Source organism: Pseudomonas sp. B16(2017) (genome assembly GCF_002113205.1).
Taxonomy (GTDB): Bacteria; Pseudomonadota; Gammaproteobacteria; order Pseudomonadales; family Pseudomonadaceae; genus Aquipseudomonas; species Aquipseudomonas pharyngis.
The window spans coordinates 1-23610 of sequence record NZ_NEKA01000007.1; the positions used below are offsets into that span (position 1 = coordinate 1).

The 23610-nt window shown below is 55.9% G+C and carries 23 protein-coding genes and 2 pseudogenes; 14 read left to right on the top strand and 11 right to left on the bottom strand.

Annotated elements, in window-relative coordinates:
• Positions 1 to 138 (bottom strand): annotated as a pseudogene (locus CAG25_RS28855) (type VI secretion system tip protein VgrG); the annotation flags it as partial.
• A 269-nt stretch (positions 139 to 407) separates the two neighbouring features.
• Here CAG25_RS28855 and CAG25_RS13430 point away from each other — a divergent pair.
• Together CAG25_RS13430 and CAG25_RS13435 are read left to right on the top strand one after the other, a co-directional pair.
• The gene (locus CAG25_RS13430) at positions 408 to 1319 is read left to right on the top strand and encodes a GNAT family N-acetyltransferase (protein ID WP_158090091.1); all 912 of its coding nucleotides are present in this window, start codon (positions 408 to 410) and stop codon (positions 1317 to 1319) included.
• A 23-nt stretch (positions 1320 to 1342) separates the two neighbouring features.
• Entirely contained in the window at positions 1343 to 2665 is a 1323-nt protein-coding gene (locus tag CAG25_RS13435) for a hypothetical protein (protein ID WP_085611926.1), read from the top strand.
• Between the two features lie 108 nt (positions 2666 to 2773).
• Here the strand turns inward: CAG25_RS13435 and CAG25_RS13440 are convergent, their stop codons facing one another.
• The 4 genes from CAG25_RS13440 to CAG25_RS13455 all read right to left on the bottom strand — a co-directional run bounded on the left by CAG25_RS13440 (position 2774) and on the right by CAG25_RS13455 (position 5946).
• Positions 2774 to 3823: an NAD(P)-dependent alcohol dehydrogenase gene (locus tag CAG25_RS13440; protein WP_085611925.1), complete on the bottom strand. Its 1050-nt coding sequence runs from the start codon at positions 3821 to 3823 to the stop codon at positions 2774 to 2776.
• Between the two features lie 159 nt (positions 3824 to 3982).
• Positions 3983 to 4675: an HlyD family secretion protein gene (locus CAG25_RS13445; RefSeq protein ID WP_371857716.1), complete on the bottom strand. Its 693-nt coding sequence runs from the start codon at positions 4673 to 4675 to the stop codon at positions 3983 to 3985.
• 71 nt (positions 4676 to 4746) lie between these two features.
• A complete protein-coding gene (locus tag CAG25_RS13450) occupies positions 4747 to 5160 on the bottom strand; it encodes a cupin domain-containing protein (RefSeq protein ID WP_064595669.1) in 414 nt (137 codons plus the stop codon).
• Between the two features lie 30 nt (positions 5161 to 5190).
• On the bottom strand, positions 5191 to 5946 hold the full coding sequence (locus tag CAG25_RS13455; protein ID WP_085611924.1) for an SDR family oxidoreductase: 756 nt from the start codon (positions 5944 to 5946) through the stop codon (positions 5191 to 5193).
• Positions 5947 to 6197: 251 nt separating this feature from the next.
• Here CAG25_RS13455 and CAG25_RS13460 point away from each other — a divergent pair, with 251 nt between their 5' ends.
• Positions 6198 to 7766: a winged helix-turn-helix domain-containing protein gene (locus CAG25_RS13460; protein WP_085611923.1), complete on the top strand. Its 1569-nt coding sequence runs from the start codon at positions 6198 to 6200 to the stop codon at positions 7764 to 7766.
• Between the two features lie 16 nt (positions 7767 to 7782).
• On the opposite strand, the gene CAG25_RS13465 is transcribed toward CAG25_RS13460, so the two are convergent.
• The 4 genes from CAG25_RS13465 to CAG25_RS13480 form a co-directional block, all read right to left on the bottom strand.
• A complete protein-coding gene (locus CAG25_RS13465) occupies positions 7783 to 8220 on the bottom strand; it encodes a phage infection protein (RefSeq protein WP_143492921.1) in 438 nt (145 codons plus the stop codon).
• Positions 8221 to 8302: 82 nt separating this feature from the next.
• Entirely contained in the window at positions 8303 to 8557 is a 255-nt protein-coding gene (locus CAG25_RS13470; RefSeq protein ID WP_085611921.1) for a transmembrane sensor/regulator PpyR, read from the bottom strand.
• Positions 8558 to 8782: 225 nt separating this feature from the next.
• Complete coding sequence (locus CAG25_RS13475) at positions 8783 to 9421, bottom strand: response regulator transcription factor (RefSeq protein ID WP_085611941.1); 639 nt, start codon at positions 9419 to 9421, stop codon at positions 8783 to 8785.
• A gap of 152 nt (positions 9422 to 9573) precedes the next feature.
• Positions 9574 to 11541, bottom strand: a complete 1968-nt coding sequence (locus CAG25_RS13480; protein WP_085611920.1) for an alkyl/aryl-sulfatase — start codon at positions 11539 to 11541, stop codon at positions 9574 to 9576.
• Positions 11542 to 11646: 105 nt separating this feature from the next.
• Between CAG25_RS13480 and CAG25_RS13485 the strand changes: the two genes are divergently transcribed.
• The 10 genes and pseudogenes from CAG25_RS13485 to CAG25_RS13530 all read left to right on the top strand — a co-directional run bounded on the left by CAG25_RS13485 (position 11647) and on the right by CAG25_RS13530 (position 19904).
• Complete coding sequence (locus CAG25_RS13485) at positions 11647 to 12570, top strand: LysR family transcriptional regulator (protein WP_085611919.1); 924 nt, start codon at positions 11647 to 11649, stop codon at positions 12568 to 12570.
• A 91-nt stretch (positions 12571 to 12661) separates the two neighbouring features.
• Positions 12662 to 13069: pseudogene (locus CAG25_RS13490) on the top strand (toxin); the annotation flags it as partial.
• Positions 13070 to 13126: 57 nt separating this feature from the next.
• Entirely contained in the window at positions 13127 to 13357 is a 231-nt protein-coding gene (locus tag CAG25_RS13495) for a hypothetical protein (protein ID WP_085611918.1), read from the top strand.
• A gap of 74 nt (positions 13358 to 13431) precedes the next feature.
• Complete coding sequence (locus CAG25_RS13500; RefSeq protein WP_085611917.1) at positions 13432 to 13683, top strand: pyocin S6 family toxin immunity protein; 252 nt, start codon at positions 13432 to 13434, stop codon at positions 13681 to 13683.
• A gap of 69 nt (positions 13684 to 13752) precedes the next feature.
• Positions 13753 to 13998, top strand: a complete 246-nt coding sequence (locus CAG25_RS13505; protein WP_085611916.1) for a colicin E3-like toxin immunity protein — start codon at positions 13753 to 13755, stop codon at positions 13996 to 13998.
• 143 nt (positions 13999 to 14141) lie between these two features.
• Entirely contained in the window at positions 14142 to 15305 is a 1164-nt protein-coding gene (gene solA, locus CAG25_RS13510) for an N-methyl-L-tryptophan oxidase (protein ID WP_178076466.1), read from the top strand.
• A 297-nt stretch (positions 15306 to 15602) separates the two neighbouring features.
• Positions 15603 to 16451 carry a hypothetical protein gene (locus tag CAG25_RS13515; RefSeq protein WP_178076465.1) on the top strand — a complete coding sequence of 283 codons (849 nt, stop codon included), beginning with the start codon at positions 15603 to 15605 and terminating at the stop codon, positions 16449 to 16451.
• Between the two features lie 129 nt (positions 16452 to 16580).
• A complete protein-coding gene (locus CAG25_RS13520; RefSeq protein ID WP_143492919.1) occupies positions 16581 to 16901 on the top strand; it encodes a hypothetical protein in 321 nt (106 codons plus the stop codon).
• A gap of 3 nt (positions 16902 to 16904) precedes the next feature.
• Positions 16905 to 18989: an AAA family ATPase gene (locus CAG25_RS13525; RefSeq protein ID WP_085611913.1), complete on the top strand. Its 2085-nt coding sequence runs from the start codon at positions 16905 to 16907 to the stop codon at positions 18987 to 18989.
• Positions 18990 to 19094: 105 nt separating this feature from the next.
• Complete coding sequence (locus CAG25_RS13530; protein ID WP_085611912.1) at positions 19095 to 19904, top strand: FRG domain-containing protein; 810 nt, start codon at positions 19095 to 19097, stop codon at positions 19902 to 19904.
• Between the two features lie 88 nt (positions 19905 to 19992).
• On the opposite strand, the gene CAG25_RS13535 is transcribed toward CAG25_RS13530, so the two are convergent.
• Positions 19993 to 20688 (bottom strand): DUF3916 domain-containing protein, encoded by a 696-nt coding sequence (locus tag CAG25_RS13535; protein ID WP_256575353.1) that lies wholly within the window; start codon positions 20686 to 20688, stop codon positions 19993 to 19995.
• A 548-nt stretch (positions 20689 to 21236) separates the two neighbouring features.
• Positions 21237 to 21599: a DUF6124 family protein gene (locus CAG25_RS13545; protein WP_011333718.1), complete on the bottom strand. Its 363-nt coding sequence runs from the start codon at positions 21597 to 21599 to the stop codon at positions 21237 to 21239.
• 528 nt (positions 21600 to 22127) lie between these two features.
• Here CAG25_RS13545 and CAG25_RS13550 point away from each other — a divergent pair.
• Positions 22128 to 23342 (top strand): aldose 1-epimerase family protein, encoded by a 1215-nt coding sequence (locus CAG25_RS13550; RefSeq protein WP_085611910.1) that lies wholly within the window; start codon positions 22128 to 22130, stop codon positions 23340 to 23342.
• Positions 23343 to 23610: the final 268 nt, after the last annotated feature.

Genomic DNA, 23610 nt, shown 5'->3' on the forward strand with positions numbered 1-23610 from the left:
GGGACGGGCGCTGACCAGTTCGATGTCGAAACGGAACGGTTCGTTGAGGGCTTCGCGACCGGTGAAGCTGAGGACTTGCAGGTCGGCCGAAGCGCCTTCGAGCGTGAGGGTAATGTGGGTAGCGTTGGCGTCCAGCATGCCTTGAACTCCGTCCTTGTCGGCACAACGAGACGTTGCGCCAGATTGAAATCCATTCCTTTTAAAGCTGAAGCGACCCTATGGCTGACAGCGCTTGTGTCTGAGTCGCCATTCCCGCGCGTCGGGCGATTTGCCGGTATGCGGTTGATGCGGCATGCATAAGGTAGTCTGCAAAATGGCTGAATGCCACTATCCTGTGGAGTTGAAGGTGTGCAAACGTGAGTTTGGCGTAGGCAGGCATGCCAATAAACCAAGGGACGGTCGATTGTATGCTGATGATCAGGCATGAGCAGATGGAGGCGTTCAACTACAACGCGCGCGAACAAGTTGGCAGGAAGGTGATACTTGACCTGAAGGAAACAGCCCCGCATACCGTTATGGGATTGTCATCGGCGGAGATGGACGCTCGGCTGGCAACGGCGCTGGAGATGGCTGAGAAATACACTTTGCGAGAGGCGCCGGATCTTCGCTCATTCATACGGCTTTGCTTTGTAGTCGGGCCGCTGTTTGCAGAGTATCCCGCTGCACATGATTTATTGATCTCGGCGGGGCCGGACAAGAGCCGGCGCATGACACCGTTGTTCGAAGGTATGAAAACGGACATCTGGGAGCGTGCTGCCGACAACGATATCGTCACTCGAGCGCAAACTCCGTTTCCGTTCGACAATCCGTTCGCAGGCAGGCTTTCCCGAAGCGCTGGAGTCTGCGCGCCGGTTCGCCCTTCGATATCCATTGAGCCTTTGGCGACAGTCCATGCCGAGCGATATTTCCACTATGCACTACACCCGGATGTCTGGAGGCTTGGCCGAATGCTGCCGCGTATAAGTCTGGAACAGATTCGGACGCACATCAGGTCGGTCAGTGCCGGAAATGGTCAGGAGGCCTACGCGATCAGACACTCGGAGGCTGGATTCATTGGAGCGATCACGTTACGTAACGAACTGCCCTTCACATCCATCGCCTATTGGGTCGCCCGGCCGTTCTGGGGCTATGGAGTTGCCACCAATGCCATTGGAAAACTGCTTGTGCATCTGAGCAAACAACCGCACTCGATAAGGTTACGGGCGAACATTGCACGAACGAACCTGCCGTCGATACGCTTGGTCGAGACATTGGGGTGGAAAGAGCTGGCGCGAACGCGCGAAAGCAAGGGCAACAGGATCTACGAGTTTCATATCTAGGGACGGTGACGGAGCGTGTCGAGATGGAAATGGATCAATCCAGCATGATGGAAGAGGATATCCAGGCGGCATCCGGTATCTATGATGAGGATGACGAACACTTCGCCGAACACATGATCATGCAAGAGTGCCCGATAGAGATTTTTGACCACACATTCAGTGTGGCACTCGGATTGGGTTACCCGCAATTACCGGCGAAACTTTCAGATTTCAAAAAGGGTGATGCGGTGGCCTATTGCTCATTCGTTTATCGATATCACGATAACGGTGGCAAAGGCGCCATGAAATATCAGCCCGTGGGTTGCTCTAATATTTATTTGCCAGCGCAGTGTGAAGAGCTGCGCCAACGACGAGGAAGGGCAAAGGTCAAGTTCAAGTTTGAAATGTTGCTGAAGCCCGGATGCAATGACGTTCATCGCAAAGTCATGGCTGTTCCGACAATTGGTTGTCCTGCGCTGCTGAAAGACATCAATTTCTGCAGAGCACTTTTGTGGGCGGCCCATGCCGAAGAACGCCCTACGTTCCTCGTTGTCCATGGCGCGGAGGCAAAGTGTTATATGGATAATGTCGGAGACGTCATGGAAAAACTTAACGTCGGAATTGTCTCCTGGACGTGCGATCAACCGATTGCAGGCTTTGGTGTTTCAAGGCTTGCCGCCCAACAAGCCGGACTGCATTACAGTCACAGAGGCATTGTCGTGATGTCGGATGTCAACGTTGTCAATACCGGCAACCTGCAGAGCGGTTACGAGACTGACAGGGAAGATAAACTTCCCTTCAAATCCACCTATCGATATTCCTCTATGGGCAGTGGTTCCGGAGTTCCTGTTTATAAATGGCGCGATCCTGTAGTTGCCGATGAAGTTGAAGATGGCGCTCAGGTCGGGATGATGGTCGAGGCTAAAAAGAGCGAGGGGGGCGGTGGACGGCCGCTTGAACAGGTCATCATGATCAGTGACGAGTTGATGTATGACCCGTGCTTCATCACATCCTCAGAAGACTCTGATGTGACCGCAACATTTGTAGCAGAAGAAAGAAGCTGGCGATCCAGAGGCAGAATCGATCATAAAACCTTTCGGGTGAAGAGCAGAACCATTGAAAAAGTCGACATGGGGAATGTGTTCTTGACTCAGGCATACGGGAAGTTGCGCGATGACTATCTGGCTACGTTGACGTGGGAAGATGATGTGAAAATTGAATATTATGAGGACGAAAAAATACGGACCACCACTGTAGGGACGCTAGCAAAAGAGTTTGCCGACAAACATAAAATTTCAGCATTGCACATTCGTTCGTTGATTATCGAAAAGATTTTGCTGAAATATAAAGAGCAGGCGCTTTCATGAGTGAAACAGACCGTTGACATGAAAACGAATCAGAAGATAGCCCCCACTGGAAACAGGGGCTACCTTCGCGCCGGTCAAAGTCTGCGGGTTTCTTTCGTCATGATGTATTCAGCCAGCCAGCGTCGCGTTATCGATCACAAACCGATACTTCACGTCGCCTTGCAGCATCCGCTCGTAGGACGCGTTGATCTGATCGGCGCGAATCAGCTCGATGTCGGAAACGATGCCGTGCTCGGCACAGAAATCCAGCATCTCCTGGGTTTCGGCAATGCCGCCGATCATCGAACCGGCGATGGTCCGGCGCTTCATGATCAGGTTGAACACGTTCGGTGACGGATGCGGCGAGGCGGGCGCGCCGACCAGCGTCAGGGCGCCGTCGCGCTTGAGCAGCACCAGATACTCGTCGAGATCGTGAGGCGCGGCGACGGTGTTGAGGATCAAGTCGAAGCTCTTCGTGTGCGTGGCCATTTCCTCGGCGTTGCGCGACACCACCACCTCATCGGCGCCCAGTGCCTTGGCGGCTTCGCGCTTGGACTCGGAGGTGGTGAACGCCACGACATGCGCGCCCATCGCATGGGCCAGTTTGATGCCCATGTGGCCCAGGCCACCGATACCGACCACACCGACCTTTTTGCCCGGCCCGGCATTCCACTGACGCAGCGGCGAGTAGGTGGTGATGCCCGCACACAGCAGCGGCGCGACGGCAGCCAATTGAGCTTCAGGATGGCGGATACGCAGCACGTAGCGCTCATGCACCACGATGTTTTGCGAGTAGCCGCCAAGGGTCCAGCCCGGTGCGTCCGGGGTCGGGAAGTTGTAAGTGCCGATCATGCCGTCGCAGTAGTTTTCCAGACCGGTTTCACAATCGTCGCAGTGTTTGCAGCTGTCGACGATGCAGCCGACACCTACCAGATCACCGACCTTGTAGTCGGACACATGGGCGCCGACCGCCGAAACACGGCCGACAATTTCGTGCCCGGGCACGCAAGGGAATTGCGTTCCGGCCCATTCGGCGCGCACCTGGTGCAGGTCGGAGTGGCAGATGCCGCAGAAGGCGATATCGATCTGCACATCATGGGCCGCCGGAGCGCGGCGATTGATCTGCATCGGCTCAAGGAGTTGGTCGCCGGCATGGGCGCCGTAGGCGTGTACGAGCATGGGAAAGTCCTTGATGAATGTATCGAAGAACCATTCTTCCCGGATTGCTCGCACAGCCTGTAGTGTATTTCTACCGATTACTTGCCTGATTCTGTTTTCGAAGAAAGCAACGTACCCCCGACGTGTACCCGGGGTTTTCACTGAGTGCGGGGTGAAAGATCAATGTTTTGATCCGGCTTGTTTCGCAAAGCCGATCTTGATCGCCACCAGCAGCGGTGCCGCCACCGCAAATAGCAACGTCACCGCCATGAACGCACTGTCAAAGGCGATCACCAGCGACTGCTCCGACACCGTTCGCCCCAGCAGACTGGTCGCGGCACGGGCCGCCGCCGTCTCATCGACCAGCGCCATGCTCACGGCATTGCTGGCGACCAGTTTGCGGTTGCGGTCGTGGGTCTTGCCGGCGAGGTTCATCTGCGCGGCGGCGGAGCGGCGCTCGGACTCGACCTGGCGAATCTGCGCATGTTGCAGTTGCGTCTGGGCATCGACATCGCTCAGGCGTGCCTGTGCCGATTTGAAGTTGGCTTCGGCCTGGGCGAGGCGGGCGCGATAGTCCTGATCGTCGATGCGAAACAGCACGTCGCCGCTCTGTACCGACTGGTTGTCGCGCACCTCGACGCTGGTGACGTAACCGGCAATCTCGGCCGCCAGTGACGTGACATCGCCACGCACATAGGCGTTGTCGGTCGAGATACTTTTGCCGCCGTACAGCACGATATAACCGCCCGCCACAATCGCCAGAGCGGGGGCGCACAACAGCAGTCCTGCCGCCTTGCGCTTGCCTTGGCGCGGTGTCGCCGGCGTTGTTTCGGATTGCACCGTGCTGGCGGTGGTGGGCCGGGGCGCGTTCATGTTCGGGGTCCCGCGCAAGGCCGATTCCTTCGGCAGCCGGGCTGCCGAAGGTGGATCGGCGAATGGATCGGTTACGGCTTGACCGGTTTGACCAGGTCGGTCTCGTTGCTGTCGAGCACGAACACTGCCAGCAGACGTGACGGTTCGGTGGTGCTGGCATTGGCGCTCACCGCGTGGAAGTCGCCCGGTTGTTCGACGAAGTTTTCCCCCGCCTTGTAAACCTTCTCCGGCCCGTCGCCGACCTTGCTGCGCACGGCGCCCTCAAGCACCGTGGCGTAGATGAACGCGGACTTCGGATGAAAGTGCGCCGGCGAAGATCCACCGGGCGCGTATTCCACCAGCACGCCCCGCATGGATTTGCCCGGGACGTTGGGCAGGGCACGGTCGAACACCACGGTGACCTTGCCCCCCTGCGGCTCGGCGGCCGAGACGGATGAGATTGAAAGGGCCGCAAACGTGGCGGCCAGCAGGATTCGGCTGAACATGGCGAGACTCCTTCTAAGCGGATGGGGGGGTTAGCGCTGGATCGATTGCGCCAGCCAGTCTTCAAAGCGCGTCGAGCCCAGGCGCGGGTTGCTGCTACCGGGGGTGAGCGACTGGTCGTCGAGCACGTCGCCGAAGTAGCGGGCGTGGACGTCCGGGATCACTTTGCGGGTGTCGTGGGTGGCGCGGAAAAAACGCCGGACCAACTCGTCGAGCGGCATGGCTTCGGGGCCGGCAATTTCCTGTGTGCCGTTGATCGGCGCGGCCAGTGCCACGTCGGTGAGTGCGGCGGCGACATCGTCGGAGGCCATGGGCTGGATCAATGCCGGCGACAGGCGCACTTCGTCGCCGACGGTGGCGGACTGGGCGATGCCGCCGACAAATTCGAAGAACTGCGTGGCCCGTAACAGGCTGTATGGAATGCCGGACGCCTTGATCAGATTCTCCTGCGCGACCTTGGCGCGGAAGTAACCGTTGGCGGGCAGGCGCTCACTGCCGACAATCGACAGCGCAACGTGATGGCGAACCCCGGCGGCGGCTTCGGCGGCAAGCAGGTTGCGGGTAGAGGTCTCGAAAAAGTCGAGTACGGCCTGGTCTTCCCACGACGGCGCGTTGGACACGTCGACCACCACCTGGGCACCGTCCATTGCTTCGGCCAGGCCTTCGCGGGTGATGCTGTTGACGCCGGTGTTAGGCGAGGCGGCGAGTGCGTCGTGGCCGCGTTCGCGCAGATTGTTCACAAGTTTCGATCCGATGAGGCCGGTGCCTCCGATAACGACTATCTTCATGACATCTCTCCACTTGCCGACCGCAACCGTTGCTGTCGATGTGGCATGAGCATGCTTGCGGCGCTCGGGCAAATCCTTGTGGTGACCTTGGATTTGCCTTGGTTTTTTGTCCAGACAGGCCAATCCGTCGGCAGATGCGTAGACCAATGCCCAGACCGGTGCGACGGCCCAGGGTCTGCCGTATCATTGGGCGCACGACAATCGCCCGCTCGGACACGGAGTCGGGGGCGCCAGACCAGAGAACAGCCACCGTGCAATTCGCGTTTGAAGACTACCTGCTCGATCAGCTGCGCCGGGAACTGACCTGGCGCGGGCAAGTCGTGACGGTCGGGCCGCAGGTCTTCGATCTGCTGTTGCTGCTAGTCAGCAACCGCGAGCGGGTGGTGAGCAAGGACGAATTGTTGAGCGCCGTGTGGAGTGGCCGGATCGTTTCCGAGTCGACCATTACCAGCCACATCAACGCCGTGCGCAAGGTCATCGGCGACACCGGTGAGCAGCAGCGCCTGGTGCGTACGGTGCCGCGCAAGGGCTATCGCTTCGTCGGCGAAATCACCTTGAGCGACAGCCCCGTCAATGCGCCCGAAGCGCCTGCGATACCCGAAGTGGCCACGACACTTGTCCTGCCGGAAAAGCCGTCGATCACCGTCCTGCCGTTCCAGAATCTCAGCGGCGACCCCGCGCAGGACTACTTCGCCGACGGCATCGTCGAAGACATCATCACCGCGCTGTCGCGCCTGCGTTGGCTGTTCGTCATCGCCCGCAACTCCAGCTTCACCTACAAGGGCAGGGCGGTCGACGCGCGGGGCGTCGGGCTGGAACTGGGCGTGCGTTACGTGCTGGAAGGCAGCGTGCGCAAGAGCGGCAACAAGATCCGCATCACCGGCCAGTTGATTGATGCGTGCAGCGGCACGCATCTGTGGGCCGAGCGCTTCGAAGGCCTGCTCGACGATATTTTCGAACTCCAGGATCAAGTGGCCGAGAGCGTAGTGGGCGCCATTGCGCCGCAGCTTGAACGAGCGGAAATCGAGCGGGCCAAGCGCAAGCCCACCGACAGCCTCGATGCCTACGATTACTACCTGCGGGGCACGGCCAAACTGCACATCGGCACCCGAGAGGCGATCGAGCAGGCACTGGCGTTGTTCTACCGGGCGATTGAACTGGATCCGGAATTTGCCTCGGCATACGGCATGGCCGCGTGGTGCCATTTCTGGCGCAAGCTCAACGGCTGGATGACCGACCGGCCCCGGGAAATCGCCGAAGGTGCGCGGCTGGCGCGCATGGGCGTGGAGCTGGGGCGTGACGACGCGGTGGCGCTGACCCGTTGCGGTCATGCCCTGGCCCATCTGACCGGGGATGTCGACTGCGGCATCGCCCTGCTTGATCGAGCTCGATTGCTCAACCCTAATCTGGCGCCGGCCTGGTATCTGGGTGGCATCCTGTGCGCCTTGGGTGGCGAAACCGAAGCCGCCATTGCCAATCTTGAACATGCCGTGCGACTGAGCCCGCTGGATCCGGAAATGTTCCGCATGCAGGTCGGCATGGCGCTGGCGCACTTCTTCGCCGGTCGCTTCGAATGTTCGGTTTCCTGGGCCGAGAAAGCGCAGGGAAACCTGCCCAGTCTGCTGGTAGCGGCGGCCCTGATCGCCGCCAGCCACGCGCTCAATGGACGAGCCGACAAAGCCGGGCAGGCCATGGAACGGGTGCGCCGGCTGGACCCGACATTGCGGGTGTCCAGCCTGAGCGCGTGGCTGCCCATTCAACGGCCTGAAGACGTTGCCCGGTTTGCCGAAGGTTTGCGGTTGGCGGGGTTGCCGGAGTAAGGACTCAGCCGGCCAATCAATCCATCGAAAAATGCATTCGCATGTTCATCGCGGCATCGTACTGATTGCTGGCTACCCGGCGTTCGATCAGGCGATCGGATCCGCCTTCGGCCACGCGGCGTTCGATCAGGCGATCGGAGCCGCCTTCGGCCACGCGGCGTTCGATCAGGCGATCGGATCCGCCTTCGGCCACGCGGCGTTCGATCAGACGATCCGAACCGCCCTCGGCAACACGACGCTCCATCAGCCGATCCGAACCCCCTTCGGCAATCTGGGTCGGCGCCTTTCTGGCTCGGTGCTGTTGCACTGATGAAGTTTCTGAATCCGGAGCACTGGTTTCCTGTCTGTTGGCCACCGGCATATCGGGCAGGCAATTTGCGCCGAATGCATGAGTGGCAACTATCCAGGTGGCTGAAACAATGGCGACGGGTAATACCAATCCAATAGTTTTCATCGTGATCATCCTGAGTCGTAGTGGGACTTCGTTAATGAACTTCCGGTTGCAACCAGACAGGTTTGAATTCAATCGAATACTTCTAGTGGGAAACTCCATGTTCCTGTGCTGCCAGGCGAATACGGTTGTACGCAATCAAGCGCATGACGTAGCCCAGCTTGATCGCGGTCGGCCCGAGGATCGTCATCCCGTGCGCACCGACCAGCGTGGGCAAGGTCAGGTGAGCGTCAAACACATAAGCCAGGAAAATCCCCACCATCAACATGCCCAGGCCACCGACCAGCAACACGTGGGACAACTTCAGCACGCGGTACGGGTCTTCAAAAAAGTCATACATGTTGATCAGTCATCCCTGAGTCAATGAGTGGATCGACAAGTGTCGGCGCGCGAGGAAACCGCGAAGTCAATAACTTTGCCGGCCGTCGCATTTGATGGAGGGATTTTACTGTTGGCGGTAGGGATCAACCATGTTGCATAAGTTTGGTTTTATCCTGCCAGCGTATGGAGAAGTCATACCAACGTATATAAGCAACTCTATGCGCGCCGCATAAGGGCGATACATCTAATGGTTAATGCCCAGACTTTCGGCCATTCGAACCAGATCGGCAAACGACTGCGCGCGCATCTTGCGCATGGCCTGGCTGCGGTGAATTTTCACGGTGATCTCGCTCAGGCCGATGGCACTGGCGATCTGCTTGTTTATCAGACCCGAGACGGCCAGCGCCATCACCGCTTGCTCTCTGACCGTGAGTGTCCCGTGGCGTGTGCGCAATTCATTTTGGCGGCGTTCGCACTCGCGGCGCGACCTGTCCCGCGTATGCGCGGCGACCACGGCGTCGATCATGGCCTGCTCGCGAAACGGTTTTTCCAGGAAATCGACGGCACCGGCTTTCATGGCGCGAACGGTCATGGCGATGTCGCCGTACCCGGTCATGAAAATGATTGGCAAATGGATGTTGGCGTCGGCGAGCGCCTGCTGAAAGACCAGCCCGCTGGTGCCTTGCAATCGCACATCGAGCACCAGGCAACTGGTCAGGTCAGGTCGCTGGTATTGCATGAAGTCGGCGACCGATCCGAACAGCTCGACGCGCAGGCCGATGGAGCGCAGCAGGCTGCCAAGCGACTCGCGCAGAGGAGCGTCATCATCGATGATGAAAACGATGGATTCGGGGTTTCGCTCGGGTGCAGGTTCTACGTCCATACGCTGGATGGCTTCGCGGCGATCGGGTTGCGCAGGATGCTGAACAATCCAATGGAAAGCTTTGCCCGAGCCTCCGGTTTTCATTGGATTTTGCTTGGGTAAGCGTCCAGAGGCCATCGACCGCTGTTCCGGTGATCGATGGCCTCGGCGGATCAGTTTCCTGCCCGCGCGACTATCGCAAAATTCCCCGGCGCCTTTTCCAGCAGCCCCAGAAACCTCACGAGATCGACCTTGCTGCCATCCACCTTCAGATCATCGGAGGTAAGCGTTTCCTTCAGTCCGGCGGTGCCGCCCAGCAGTTGGACGAACAGGTCCTTGGTGACGGTCAGCGTGGCGTTGGCATTCGCCGCCGTCGGGCCTTTTCGGTAGTGCAGCACGGCGTTCTCGATCCACAGCACGAACGATTCGTCGGTATCGGTCAGCACCAGATTGAACGTCCAGTTCTTGCCAACCGCCGCCGGCCCGTCGAGGCTCGCGGCCATGGCTTCGAGGAAACGTTCGGTGGGCGTCTGCTTCATCAGTTCGATCAGGTCGGAGCGTTTGACACCCTTGGCCGGCGGGCCGTTGCGCAGCTCCATGGCAGCGGTCAGGTAGCTGTTGCGCCAGGTTGCCGATTCCGCCTGATAGCCCATCTGTTCGTACGCGCGGGCCAGCAGTTCCTTGGCGGCGGTGTCGTCGGGTTTGGCCAGCACGGCCTGATCCAGCAGCTCGGCGACCCAGCGGTATTCGCCCTTGTCATAGGCCACGCGCGCGGCCTCGATCACCTTGGCGTTACCTCCCATCAATTCGACGTAGCGCTTTGCCGATTCCTTGGGCACCAGCGGATTCAAGTGGGCGGGGTTGCCGTCGTAGGCGCCCAGGTACAGCTGGTAGATCGCCTTGACGTTGTGGCGCAGGTCGCCGTAATAGCCGCGAGTGCCGAAGTACGACGCCAGCGAATCCGGCAACTGGATCTTGTCGGCGATCTCGTTGGGGGTGTAACCGGCATTCATCAGGCGCACGGTCTGGTCGTGCAGGTATTTGTAGACGTCGCGGTGTTTGGTGATGAATTCGCGGATCCGCTCGTTGCCCCAGATCGGCCAGTTGTGCTGACCGAAATAGACCTCGGTGTCGCCCAACTCATCCAGGGCGATTTGCATGTAGTCGGACCAGCGCAGTGCATCGCGGACCTTGGCGCCACGGATCGGCAGCAGGTTGTGCATGGTCTGCGTCAGCAGCTCCGCACCGCCGTATGCCTTGAGCGCGGGGATTGAAAAAGTCAGCTCGGCCGGGGCCTCCGCGCCGGGCATGTTGTGGAACACAAAGCTGACGCCGTCGAGCACCAGCGGCTGGATCGGCTGGTCGATGATCTGCGTCGGGGGCAGGATGCCCATGCTGCCGTAGGCGACGTTCTTGCCCAGCCCGGTGTCGACGATGCCGGTGGCGCCCGGCGTCAGGTTCTTGCCGAACTGATACATCGAACGCCGCGCCATCGCCGGGCCCGCCAGGATGTTTTCGCTGGTGGCTTCCTCCATGAACCCGGCGGGCGCGACGATGGGAATGTTGCGCTGGGCCACTTCGCTGCTTGAGGTGATGCCCAGTACACCGCCGAAATGGTCGGCATGGTCGTGGGTGAAAATGATCGCGGTGACGGGCTTGTTGCCCAGATGCTCGCGGGCGAATGCCAGCGCTGCGGCGGCGGATTCCCGGGAGGTCAGCGGGTCGACCACGATCCAGCCGGTTTGCCCGTCGATCAGTGTCATGTTGGCGATGTCGAAACCGCGCAACTGGTAAATCCCATCGCGGACCTTGAACAGGCCGATCTGTGCGTTGAGCATCGCGTGCCGCCACAGGCTCGGGTTGACAGTGGCCGGCGCCTGGCCTTCGACGAAACGGTACGCGTCGAAATCGATCAGGACATTGCCGTCGGAGCCGAGGATCTTGCCGGTGGGGCGGGCGATGAAACCGCGTTGGGCATCTTCCATGTCGCGGTTGTCGCTGAGGTCCAGGCCCTTGATCGACGCCTGGATCAGCGCTGCCGTGGCGGGCGTGGCGTCGCCGGCTGCGATGCTGGGCTTGTTGTCGCAGCCGGCGAGGGACACCAGCGTCAGGGCGAGGATCGTGTAGAGGGTCGGTTTCATTCTTGTTGTTCTCCGAGGGTCGAATGCGCTCCAGCCTAGGGGCAGGGCAGCGATGTATCCAATGCATTGTTTACATCCGGATAATGCGTCGCTAGCATCGCTGGAATGGACCTCAAACGACTGTCACACCTTCTCGCGCTGGCCGATGAACGCCATTTCGGCCGCGCGGCCGAGCGCGTGCACCTCAGCCAGCCGGCCCTGAGCCGCAGCATTCAGGCGCTGGAGAGCGAAACCGGGCAGCGCCTGTTCGATCGCGACACCGGCGACGTCCGCCCGACGCCGGCGGGGGAGTTTCTGATCGAGCGGGCGCGGCGGCTGCTGTTCGATGCCCGGTCGCTGGAGCGGGACATGGCGCTCTACAGCGATCGCCAACTGGGCAGCCTCGCGTTCGGCGTCGGCCCGTTCCCGGCCGCGATGTTGATGCATCAGGTGGTGCCGCGACTGCGCCTGGATCACCCGGCAGTCACCCTGCGTGTCGAGGTGAACAACTGGCAGATTCTCGAAGCGCGGCTGCGCGCTGAAGCGATCGAATTCTTTGTTGCCGACATCCGCAACTTCACGGCGGAATCCGATCTGCTGATCCGTTCGCTGGGCCAGGTCTCGGCAGGCTTCTTCGTACGTCCGGAGCACCCGCTGGCCGGGCGCAAAGTGGCGATGGGCGAACTGGAAGGCTACGGCGTCGCCACGACGCGCCTGCCGGAAGTGGTGAAGCTCGAGACCGCCCGAACCCTCGGCATCTCCACCCGCCAGGCACTGCCCATCGTGCTGGAGTGCGATGACGTGGCGTTGCTCAAGACCGTGGCCGGCTCAACCGACACCATCCTCGGCGTCATCCATGGCGCCGTGGCTGAAGACATTCGGGTGGGGCGTTTGATCGAGCTTCATGTTGTCGACAGGTCGGGGTTTCATTCGGAAATTGGCGTGGTGAGTTTGCAGGGCAGGAGCCTGTCGCCGACGGCTTTGTGTGTGATTGAGGCGGTCGTTGCCGAGATGCAATCCGTTCACGTCGAACAATCCCCACGTCTTTAGAGATACGTCCTACAGCCACGATTTTCCTGCTTCGTTAACGTCGTGCAGCCCCTTGCGAGGGGCTGTCGATGCATGAACGAAAGGACAATCAGTGGCTGTTCAAAAGGACATTTCCCGGGTTCCCAACCCACCAGCGGGCGACGGGCATCACGTCACCTACCGCTATATGACGGCCACTGAACTGGCCGATCAGCAAGACCGACAAGACAAGTACGACGCCATGCTGGCGAGACAGGACGCCTTCGAGCGCAGCCGTGAGGTGGCGGCGAACAAGCCTGATGCGGTGCGTGCCGGCTGCGTGTTTGCCAAGTCCTGCAGGTTGCCGGACGCGATCATCGATTACTCGAATCCTTCGGGGATGGTACCGACTGACAGCCTGAAGGATTACGGCGAGCTGATTTTGCTGGGTGGCCGGGAAGCCGATGACAGCGGTGGCGTCGCACTCAAGAAAATAAGCGGCACCGCAATCCCTGCGGGGCTGGGCACTTTTAGGCGAGCCGTCATCTACAAAAAAGAATAAAAAATCTAAAAATGGCAAGAAAAGGAGCATTGAACCTTGAGATTTTTAGTAGAAGCTTTTGACATCGAGACAGACTTCCAGGCTTTCGTTATCGAATTGCCACAGGGATGTGATGAGCAAATCAAAGCCATCATGGGTTGGAAAGAAGAACCGCAGGGGTGGGAAGGCTATGATTTGAGCCATCCACAAATGCAAGCAATCGAAGAGCTTGCCGGTAGGTCGATTGCGGATCGAAATTTCTATTTCCAACTGACATGCAACGTATAGAAAGAAGAAGTAGTAAAGCGGGCGGATCTATTCACGAAAATATATCCGCCCCTTTTTGCATGAAGGAACAAGCCATGCTCTTCCTTTCAATAACCGGCTTTTATCCCGATCACGTCCAAGACGACACGTTGCAGTTCGAGTTGGATATCGACGGTAGCGAAATGAATGAAAAAGTTGCACAGCTCATTGAATCCAAGCCCCTGAGCGAACTGGATCCTGGTGAGTTGTTACTGAGTGAGGATCAGGTAGCGGCACTGGGAGCCCTGCTGAATGTCAGCTTCCCGAGCGGACTGGAGTATTTCATGGGCACCTGTGCGAAATACTGATACTGCGGAGAGCAAAGGGCACGGGGCCACCGTCCCTTTTTTCGTCAAAAAAATATCTGTGAGGAATAGATGGGACTGGAGCTGAGGCTGGAGTGGTACGACACAGCAACCCTGGAATTCCAGGGCGAGGAGACGTCAAAAGATCTGGGGGATGATGAATCAGTGTTGAATGCCTTAGGCATTCCAGTGGAGGGCAACATCAATAATGGCGGCTTCAACGTCGTCGAAAAGTGGGTCGCGACTATTCAGCCGTACTTTCAACATCAGATCGCACTGAGTACCAACGACTATCAAATTTCGTTTGACTACAGCTAGCACCGACAGACGGCTGATTGACAGTAAATGGGACGCCCATTAGCTCGCTTCCCGCATTTTTGCCTGAGCACAGCTTTCAACGGATTGTTTTCCATCGCCTGATCCGCTTCACTGTGGCTCTTTTGCCTGAGCGGAAATCAATCATGGAACGATGCGAAGCACTGGTCATCGGCCTCGGCGCCATGGGCGCGGCCACGGTGTATCAACTGGCGAAAGCCGGGGTCAACGTGGTCGGCATCGACCGCCACCATCCGCCGCACACGTTCGGCTCCAGCCATGGCGACACCCGCATCACCCGACTGTCCGTGGGCGAGGGCGCGCAATACGTGCCGATCGTGCGCAACTCCCACCGCATCTGGCGCGAACTGGAAGCGCTGTCAGGCGAGTCGCTGTTCGAACAGTCCGGCCTGCTGGTGCTGACCTCCAGCCCCGACTTCGATCCCGCCGACGAAACCGACTTCACCCTGCGCACCATCGCCCTGGCACAGACCTACGGCATCGAACACGAAGTCCTCGACGCTGCCCAAATCCGCCAGCGCTTCCCGCAGTTTGCCCAGGTGCGCGACGACGCCATTGGCTACTTCGAGCCCGAAGGTGGTTTTGTACGGCCCGAACGCTGCATCGACGTGCAACTGAGATTGGCCGAACAACACGGCGCCACGCTCTACAAGGGCGAGACCGTGACCCACATCAGCTCGGACGAACAGGGCGTCACCGTCACCACCGACCAGCGCACCGTGCGGGCGAACAAACTGGTGGTCACCGCCGGCAACTGGGCGGGCGGCTTGCTCGGCGCGCCGTTCGACAGACTGCTCAGCGTCTATCGGCAAAAACTGTTCTGGTTCGAGACCGAGCCTGACGCGGGACTGGTCGGCCACTCACCCACGTTCATCTTCACTCACGGCCCGGACGACGATTTCTATGGCTTCCCCGCATTGCCGGGGGAGGGCAGTTTGAAGGTGGCGACGGCGCAATATCACAGCACGTCCACGCCTGAAACTCTGGATCGCACAGTCTCGGCCGAGGAAGAACGCGAGATGTACGAGCAGCAGGTGAAGGGGCGGATTGCCGGGCTGACGGATCGGGTGGTGAAGTCAGCGGTTTGCGCCTACACCGTTACGCCGGATCGGCATTTCATTATTGATGAGCATCCACGGTTGCAGCACACGTTGGTGGTGTCTGCGTGCTCCGGGCATGGGTTCAAACACTCGGCGGCGCTGGGGGAGGCGTTTGCGCAGTGGTGTTTGCGGGGGGAGAGTGAGCTGGATCTTTCGTTGTTTTCGGTGGGGCGGTTTGAGTGGGAGTGACGGTGCTTGCGGGTGGCTGCTATCGGCCAGAAGCGGCCACTCGAGTCTGGTCACCTTCCGGCGAGTAATTGCTCCTTAGTGAGCCCGTAGTAGCCTCTTGCTAGCCTATGCCGAAGCTTCTGAGTATTCTGCGAACACCACATCGCCTCAAGGATCAGCCTCGGGGCCAGAAGCATAGAGGAATGGAGTCAAGACCCGATGTTTCAATCTAGGTTAGGCCTATTTGACGGGAACTCTTGGGAATCGCTGTTACAGCGAATACTCAAGCATCGACACGGCGCAGATGGCTATGTCGAAATGCCCGCTTCACCTGGGGATTGGGGAATCGAAGGGTATGTAGCTACCGGCATAGCGTTCCAATGCTATTGCCCTAACAAACACTACAACCCTGACATGCTATATATAAAGCAAAGAGATAAAATCACAAAAGATATTGGCAAGTTGCGAACAAATGAGGCGGAGCTTTTTGCTCGGCTCGGCGACACTCGTATAAAAAACTGGTGCTTTGTCACACCAGAAATTTCGGATAACAAGCTAATAAAACATGCCAAAGCAAAGGAAGCCGAAGCTAGAGCCTGGAATCTTTCCATACTTAGTCCCGACTTCAGGATAGATTTGCACACAGCGGATCATTATGAAGTCGACATTCATGCATTCCAAGCATTGGAAGGAAAAGCCCTTCATATTCCAGGCGTTACTTTAGAGCTACCATTTTTTGACTTAGAAAGAATAAATTACGAAGAAAACATACTACGAAAATCTATTGCCAGAGTAGCAGCGGGCTTTCAAAAAGTTGTACTCAATATGGAGAATGGCGCTCACAAGGCCAAGGTGGAACGCCTCTATTCTTCAACGCTTGAGGGCTTTCTTAGATATAGCCGCTTCCATGACGAACTGAACAAAGCCTCGCCTTTACTGTACCAAAGGGTTAAGCGTATTCTCTCAGTATTTCATAAGCATGTGGAAGAGTGGTCGGACACCCTCAACGCTACACCCGACGTACTCACTGAAAAAATCAGAACCGAACTAACGGATCTCTTGATTCGAGAGCTCAACCCCTCAGTAGACTATGCTCTTGCCTCCCAAATAGTGGCTAATGAGATCTCGTACTGGCTGGGCGCCTGCCAACTCGACTATAGTGAATGAAATATTATGGCTACGCTAAAGTTTAACCCTCGGCCCGCACCAGTCTTAGCGGAGCACAGGCCGCTATACAAGATCGCGCAATGCCTACTAATAATTAAAGTCTGCGGTCGCTCCCAGAAATGCAGCCTATTGAAACTCCATCTGATCAATTGGGCGTTAAAAAAAGACTCTCGTATTGCCGACCTCCAGGCTGCCATAAAAAATAAGCAGCTATCTATACCTGTCTGGGGATTCGATCCAGCTCTTGCAGTAGCCCTCCAAATAGCTGTGGAAGAGAACCTGCTGAGGCCGGAGGAGACTGGAATAATAATCCTACCCGCAGGCGAAGAGTTCCTTCTAAAGATCAATAGCGATCCTGAATTTTTATCCAAAGAAAAAAAACAATTAGACCTGCTTGGTAAAAAACTCACCGAGACGATGGTTACAAAAACAGCCAGGGACTGGGAATAAACAATGCATATCAAATCTTTTCGCATAGACATCTCCTGTTCAGGAACACAGTTCGGCTTCGCCACAACCTTTCAAAAAGGTCTGAATATTATTCGCGGATCCAACTCCTCGGGCAAAAGTACCATCGTGAACTGCCTACTATACTCATTAGGGATGGAGGAGCTTGTAGGCGGCAAGGGAGAGTCAGCGCTTTCTTACGCTGTCAGAGACTATGTTATTCATGACAGCAAAAAGCATCACATAACTGAGTCCTATGTAACCGTAGAAATAGAAAATCATCTTGGCGAGACGAGCACGATCAGGCGCTGGATCAAAAGCGAGACTCACAATACAAAACTAGCAGAAGTAATAGAATCCCATATGCCTGACTCAGGCACGCGCGGCACTAGTTACAAATTTATTCACGACAATTACAGCGCCGTTTATCAGGAAGGCTTTTTTACTTATCTTGAGCATTTTTTAGGTCTAAATTTACCCAATATTCACGACTCCAACGGAAAGCGAGTAAAACTGTACCTCCAAGCTATTTTTGCTGCGATTGCAATTGAGCAAAAACGTGGTTGGACAGACTATATAGCGAATATACCCTACTATAGCGTCAGCAATGCTCGCGTGCGCGTTGTCGAATACTTACTTGGCCTAGGTGTCTTCGATCAAGAATCCCAGCGCATGGAGTTGGATTTGGAGTCCATCAGTCTGAACAATGACTGGACATCCAAGCAAAAAGAACTCTCCTCGCAAGCAGCGGTTTTACGCCTAAATCTAACTGGAATTCCAAACAAAATAGCTTCAGATTTTGAGCAGAACAACGTACAAGCGTTGCGCACTGCGAACGGTGAACAGTCGAATCTTTACACAACCATCGCCACACTGAAAAGACAATACAGAGACCTTGAACTGGCTATCAATCCTGACAACGGTTCTCCGAACTCTCCAATATCCGAGGAACTGCAACAACAGACGGCGATCGTCACTAAACTGGTGAACGATTATGAAACATCACTAAGCAATTTGACGATATTCAATTCAACTCTAAGCACCCACATTCAGATAAAGACACAAACACAGGAAGAACTCACACGTAACAAAACCACGAAAAAGCTTAGGGAATACGGCGCAAGCAAGCACCTGCATGCCGCAAGCGATTCTTGCCCGACGTGTCACCAGCATATTGAGGATTCGCTGATCAGCATAAATCTGACCGGCTCCGCAATGGATATTGAGACGAACATTCATTATCTAGAAAGCCAGGCAAAAATGCTCGCTAAACAAGAAACGGGCCTGGAACTGAAAATTCGCGACGCGGAGATTGTATGCCAAAATTACTCAGGTCAACTTGAGAAAGAGCGATCCGTACTTTCGTCTCTGCGCAAAGATGCAGCTAAAGGCAACATAGTCTCTCAAGCTGCTGTGAAAAAGCAGGTTTTGCTGGAGTGGGAGATTGAACGTTTGGAGGAATTCTCTGACAAACTTGAAGACTCACTTGCAGATATGGCAAAACTCGCCACCGCATTCAAGGCAAACCAAGACAAGAGAAAGCTACTCCCCAAAGATAGATATTCTGAAGAGGATAAAAGACGTATCCAAAGATTCGCGCAACATTTTAGGGGTAATGCGGGAGAGTTCGACTACCATAGCGCTGATGTCGCGGACATTGTTTTCAACGAAGACTCTCTGTTACCCCAGCTATCCCGCTTGGAACTGCGAGAAATTGTGGACTCGCCTTCAGATGCCAAGACAAAAGCGCAGGCCGTTCGCAATGGAAATATGGCGCAAAACTCTAGTGCGAGTGACTTCGTTCGCTTAATCTGGAGTTATATCATGGCTCTTTACCAAACAGCATCAAGCAGAGACATTAACGGAAATCACCTCGGTTTCATCATGATGGACGAGCCAGGCCAGCACTCCATGGCCACAAAAAGCCAGCAAGCGCTATTTCGCATGCTAGCCAGTCAAAATAACTTCCAGGCGATAGTTGCTGCTTCTTTTGATGACCTTGATGCAGTTTTCAAAGAATCGACTGAGGGTGTGAAATTTAAATATATCCATTTAGAAGAAAAGTGCATTGCACCGCTTCAGGGCGTATAAAGCCGATAAAGGAGCTGACCATGAGCAAGGATCGTTATCAGAAGCGAGTGACAAAAAATTACGACACATGTGTCGTCTATTTATAGTTGTGAGTAAATAATCATAATGGAAATCATAACTCTCAAGAGCTGGGATGAGTACGACAAAGCTGTATCACGAAAACATTATAGAAAATGGATCTATCGTGGCCAAATAGATTCCTCTTGGAAGTTGGAAAGCTCGTTACATCGAGCATTTGAAGAGGCTCAAGCAATTCATAAGGCATTTGCAAGAACTGAAAAGCGTATGAATAGGTTGGAGCATGAGCGAGTAATGATTGATCGCTTTATGTGCAACGCACATATTTATCTATCATCGCTACCCAAAGAAGCTGATCGTCTAAGTTGGTTGTCGTTAATGCAGCACCATGGGGCACCTACGAGGCTTCTTGATTTTACGTTTTCTCCCTATATTGCATTATTTTTTGCTCTTGAGGCAGGTGAAGGGAATGCTGCAGTTTATTGCGTAAATCATCATGCTATAAAAAATGATGACGACGAATACTTTGGTAAAAATCGCCTTGAAGTTTACTCCAGAGTACTCGAAGGTGAGAATGCATCTGATGATCCATTTCTTTTTGCCTTTGAACCAACATTTTCTAATCATCGTCTGCTTTCTCAACAAGGGTTGTTTGTGGCTACAAACACATTGAAGTATTCGCATGAAGAAATAGTTAAAGATTATCAGATAGGTAACCCTGATATGGTCAAGTACATAATCCCTAAAAAGCTACGCTACAGTGGTCTAAAGAAGTTAAACCAGATGAATATCAATGCAGCGAACATTTATCCTGGCCTTGATGGGTTCTGCAAGACAATGCGTAGGCAGCCGTTATTTGGCTTGGAATGGCAGCGAAGAGTTGGGAATGAATCATAATAAATTGTTAAAACCGTTCACTCGGACAAAAGGGGACTGATTTATTTTTCTGGAATAAAGCAGTCTCCTTTTTGGATCAAACTATTGTTCAGGCGCGTTCCCCAATACACCACCACTGAACTTCGACTTCATCTTCGTCCTGGGTTACATCGTGCCCATGCTCAATGAATTGCTCGGGCACATCCAAGGCAAGCCTGTCGCTCAAGTGTATCGGAGCAAGCGAGTTCTGCTGCCCCAGAAAGCTCATGTAGTACTCACGGTCATAGAACACGGTCACTTCACTCTGGTGTAACCAGGGCCAAGTCAATAAGCAGGCGACGCGGTAGTAGCCTTGGCTGCGATCCGCCGCGCGGGAAAGGTGGGCCGCTGCTTCGAGCAACTGCTGGACACAGAAGGCCTGCACTTCGATACGTGCTTGCGGACCTTCAACGAGGGTATTGATTACCGGGATTTTCCAGTTTGAGTAGCGCTCGTGCTCATCGAAGCGAGGATGGAACTCGCCGCTGAAACTCGCGGCCCAGTATTCCAATGCACGGAGATGGCGGGGGATGTTTCGGAGTTTTTTGTTACTGAGGCGCAATCTTCGCAAGGGCATGTCCTTATGTGGTGCGATGAATCTAACCGCTCGGGCATTCATCGCTGGCAGCGAAATGATCAGCGTTATTGAGTTGTCTTTGCAAGAACGGGCTGGAGATTTTGCAAAAAAATGGAGATTGATTTCTACGAGTGCTGCGAGCTCGTTAGTCAGGACCGATTGCAATCCGGATATTTTCCCCACGTGCATACGTACTCCCAGAGCAGCTTTCGCTCTAAGTGTTTGATGTAGGCAGTGGTGTAAGGCTGGCCCATGTCGACAGGGCAGGCTGAAACCCAAAGATGCTCAAGTGGCGTGGTTTCGAGAAGTGTCAACCTAAAGGTGTTGCCTCCAGAATGTCCGGGGCGTTCGCTGAATGCTGACGTGTTGAATTGACGCAACCGGTCTGCCAATGTCTGGCCTGTTGTCTCGCCAATGTAGATGATGAAATCGTTGTTTACCCGGTAGTTGTCAGGTTTCTTTTTACTGCGCGCGATGAAGTACACACCCGGGAGATTCTTTCCTTCGAGTTCTGTCCGTTCAGACCAAGGACGCCAATCACAAAACCCAACCTCGCCCACCATAATTTGGCCCTATCCGAAAAAAGTGTCTTTTTAACATCATCGGTGCAGCCAAGGGCGATTGTTTTTTTGCGCAAATGCCTGCTTTTTGGCCAATAGCTGCCATTCATCGCGGCAGCTACGGCCAACGCTCATGCCTTCTTTAGCCGCGTATATTCGGTCGCAGAGGGCAAGCGTTTAGGTCTTCACCTCAACATGATCCAACGCCTGATTCACTGCCAACTCACTCAACATCACCAACTGCGCAATCCCGATAGCAGTCTTGCGATGGGCAGGCTCCAGAGTCGCCGCAAAGTTATTGAGCATTTCGCTGGCGGACCCCAATGATTCGCTGGCGTTGGCCAGGAGGGATTCAGTGTTGTAGGCCGGGTTGGCCAAGTACATTGGGTCGTGTTTGTGATGGCTGCCCATGATCCGTTGCTGCGGTGTGAGGTAGTGATCGAGCGCGCGTTCTGCCGCTTCGTTGAGCGTTCGGGAATCGGGAAATTTGTAGGGAGAAACCGGATCGGTTTCGGGAGGGTTCGGTGTTGGTTTGAACATAGATGAATCTCCAGCACTTATTAAAGGGGAGTCATCCACTCTCGCTACCAAACGAGGGGTGGCGACCATACGCAGGTTGGTAGACCGGAGCACTGGAACCGGCGCTTCCGAAGAAGCCCTGAGCATGGCCACCATAAATCCAGTCGCATGAATGCAACTGCATGAGGTGACGCAATGCGTCAGCGCTGCGGGCTACCAAACCCGATCACTGTTTTTCAGTGACCCGGAAACGATAAAACCCGCACCCCAGACGCACAAGCCGGCGGATTCTGGCGTAGTCGTAGGCAATGACGCAAGACGCTGTAGCCGTGGGGAAGTAATGCCGGGCGTTTCTAAACATCATTCGAAAAACGCTTAAACAAGTCCCTCGCCATGTCGCTCGGCGGGACAACGCGATCCCATCGATTTCAATTTTCCTGTCCGTCCCCATTCTTTCTCGGCATCTACCAACACGCGTCGCTTTTTAAGCTTGATGAAACGTTTCAGCAGGTTTATAAAAACGGCACAACTCCAAGAAAGGCCACTCCCATGACCCCGCTCAAACTCGTTGTTGCCCTCAGCGCACTGTCCGCTGCCTCCCACGCCATGGCCTGGGATTACGTTCTGCTCGACACCGACAAAGCCGCTCAGAACTGGCAGATCACCAGCCAGCAACTCGGCGTGAAAACCGACAAACCCTTCAGCGTCAGCCTGCGCACCTTGCATGGCGGTCGGCAGGAGGGCGTCAGCATTGTCGACATCGATAACGGCACGATGAAACTCTCGGTGGTGCCGACGCGCGGAATGAACGTCTTGCAGGCCTCGGTCGGCGATGTGCGCATGGGTTGGGATTCGCCGGTCAAGGAGGTGGTCAATCCGTCCTTCATCGAACTCAATGGCCGCGGTGGCCTGGGCTGGCTGGAGGGCTTCAATGAGCTGGTGACCCGCTGCGGATACGAGTGGGTCGGCCACCCCGGCGTCGACAACGGCGAACTGCTGACCCTGCACGGCCGGGCCGCCAACATTCCTGCAAACACAGTCACCCTGCACATCGATGAAACGCCACCGTACGCCATCACCCTGCGCGGTGAGCTGAAAGAGCAGGCGTTCAAGAAAGTCGACTTCTCCGTCGCCACCGAACTGGTTACCGAGCCCGGCAGCGTAGTGTTCGCGCTCAACGACACCCTGACGAACAACGGTGACTATCCGAAGGAATACCAGGCGCTGTACCACAGTAACTTCAGCACTCCGTTCCTGGAGCAGGGCGCTCGGTTCGCCGCGCCGGTGAAGCAAGTGTCGCCGTTCAACGACAAGGCCAAGGGCGACTTGGCTGAATGGCAAACCTACCGCTCACCGACCAAGGACTACGACGAAACGGTTTACAACGTGGTGCCGTATGCCGATGCCAAGGGCGATACGTTGACCGTGTTGCATAACAAGGCCGGCAGCCTGGGCGTTTCGGTTGGCTTCAATACGCAGACATTGCCGGTGTTTTCCCTGTGGAAGAACACCGATACCCAAGGCCAGGGTTATGTCACCGGGCTGGAGCCGGGGACGAGTTTTTCCTACAACCGCCGTTATCAGCGTCCACTGAACCTGGTACCCACAATCGGGCCGAAGGAACACAAAAACTTCCGCATCAGCTACAGCTTGTTGGCGGATAAGGCGGCCGTGGACAAGGCCTTGAAGCAGGTGAGCGACATTCAGGGCGGGCGGCAGACCGAGGTGCGGCAGACACCGTTGGTTGATCTGACCAAGGGGTGACACCGGCCAGAAAAAGGGGGGCTGATTTATTTTTCCTGAATAAATCAGTCCCCCTTTTTTATTCTGTGATGGCGCTCTCGAACGGGCCCGAATGCCATTCACCATGTCGAAATCAGACTCGTCCATGCCGCTCCCAGGCTATTTGCGATCAACGCCGGGCACGTAAGGTGACGCATCATTTCATCGCCCTGCGTCGTCGTCCGACCGATTCGCAACGCTGCAGCGCTTGAGGTGCGCCGCTCTGGAGCAGGGCAAGAGGAAGAAATGA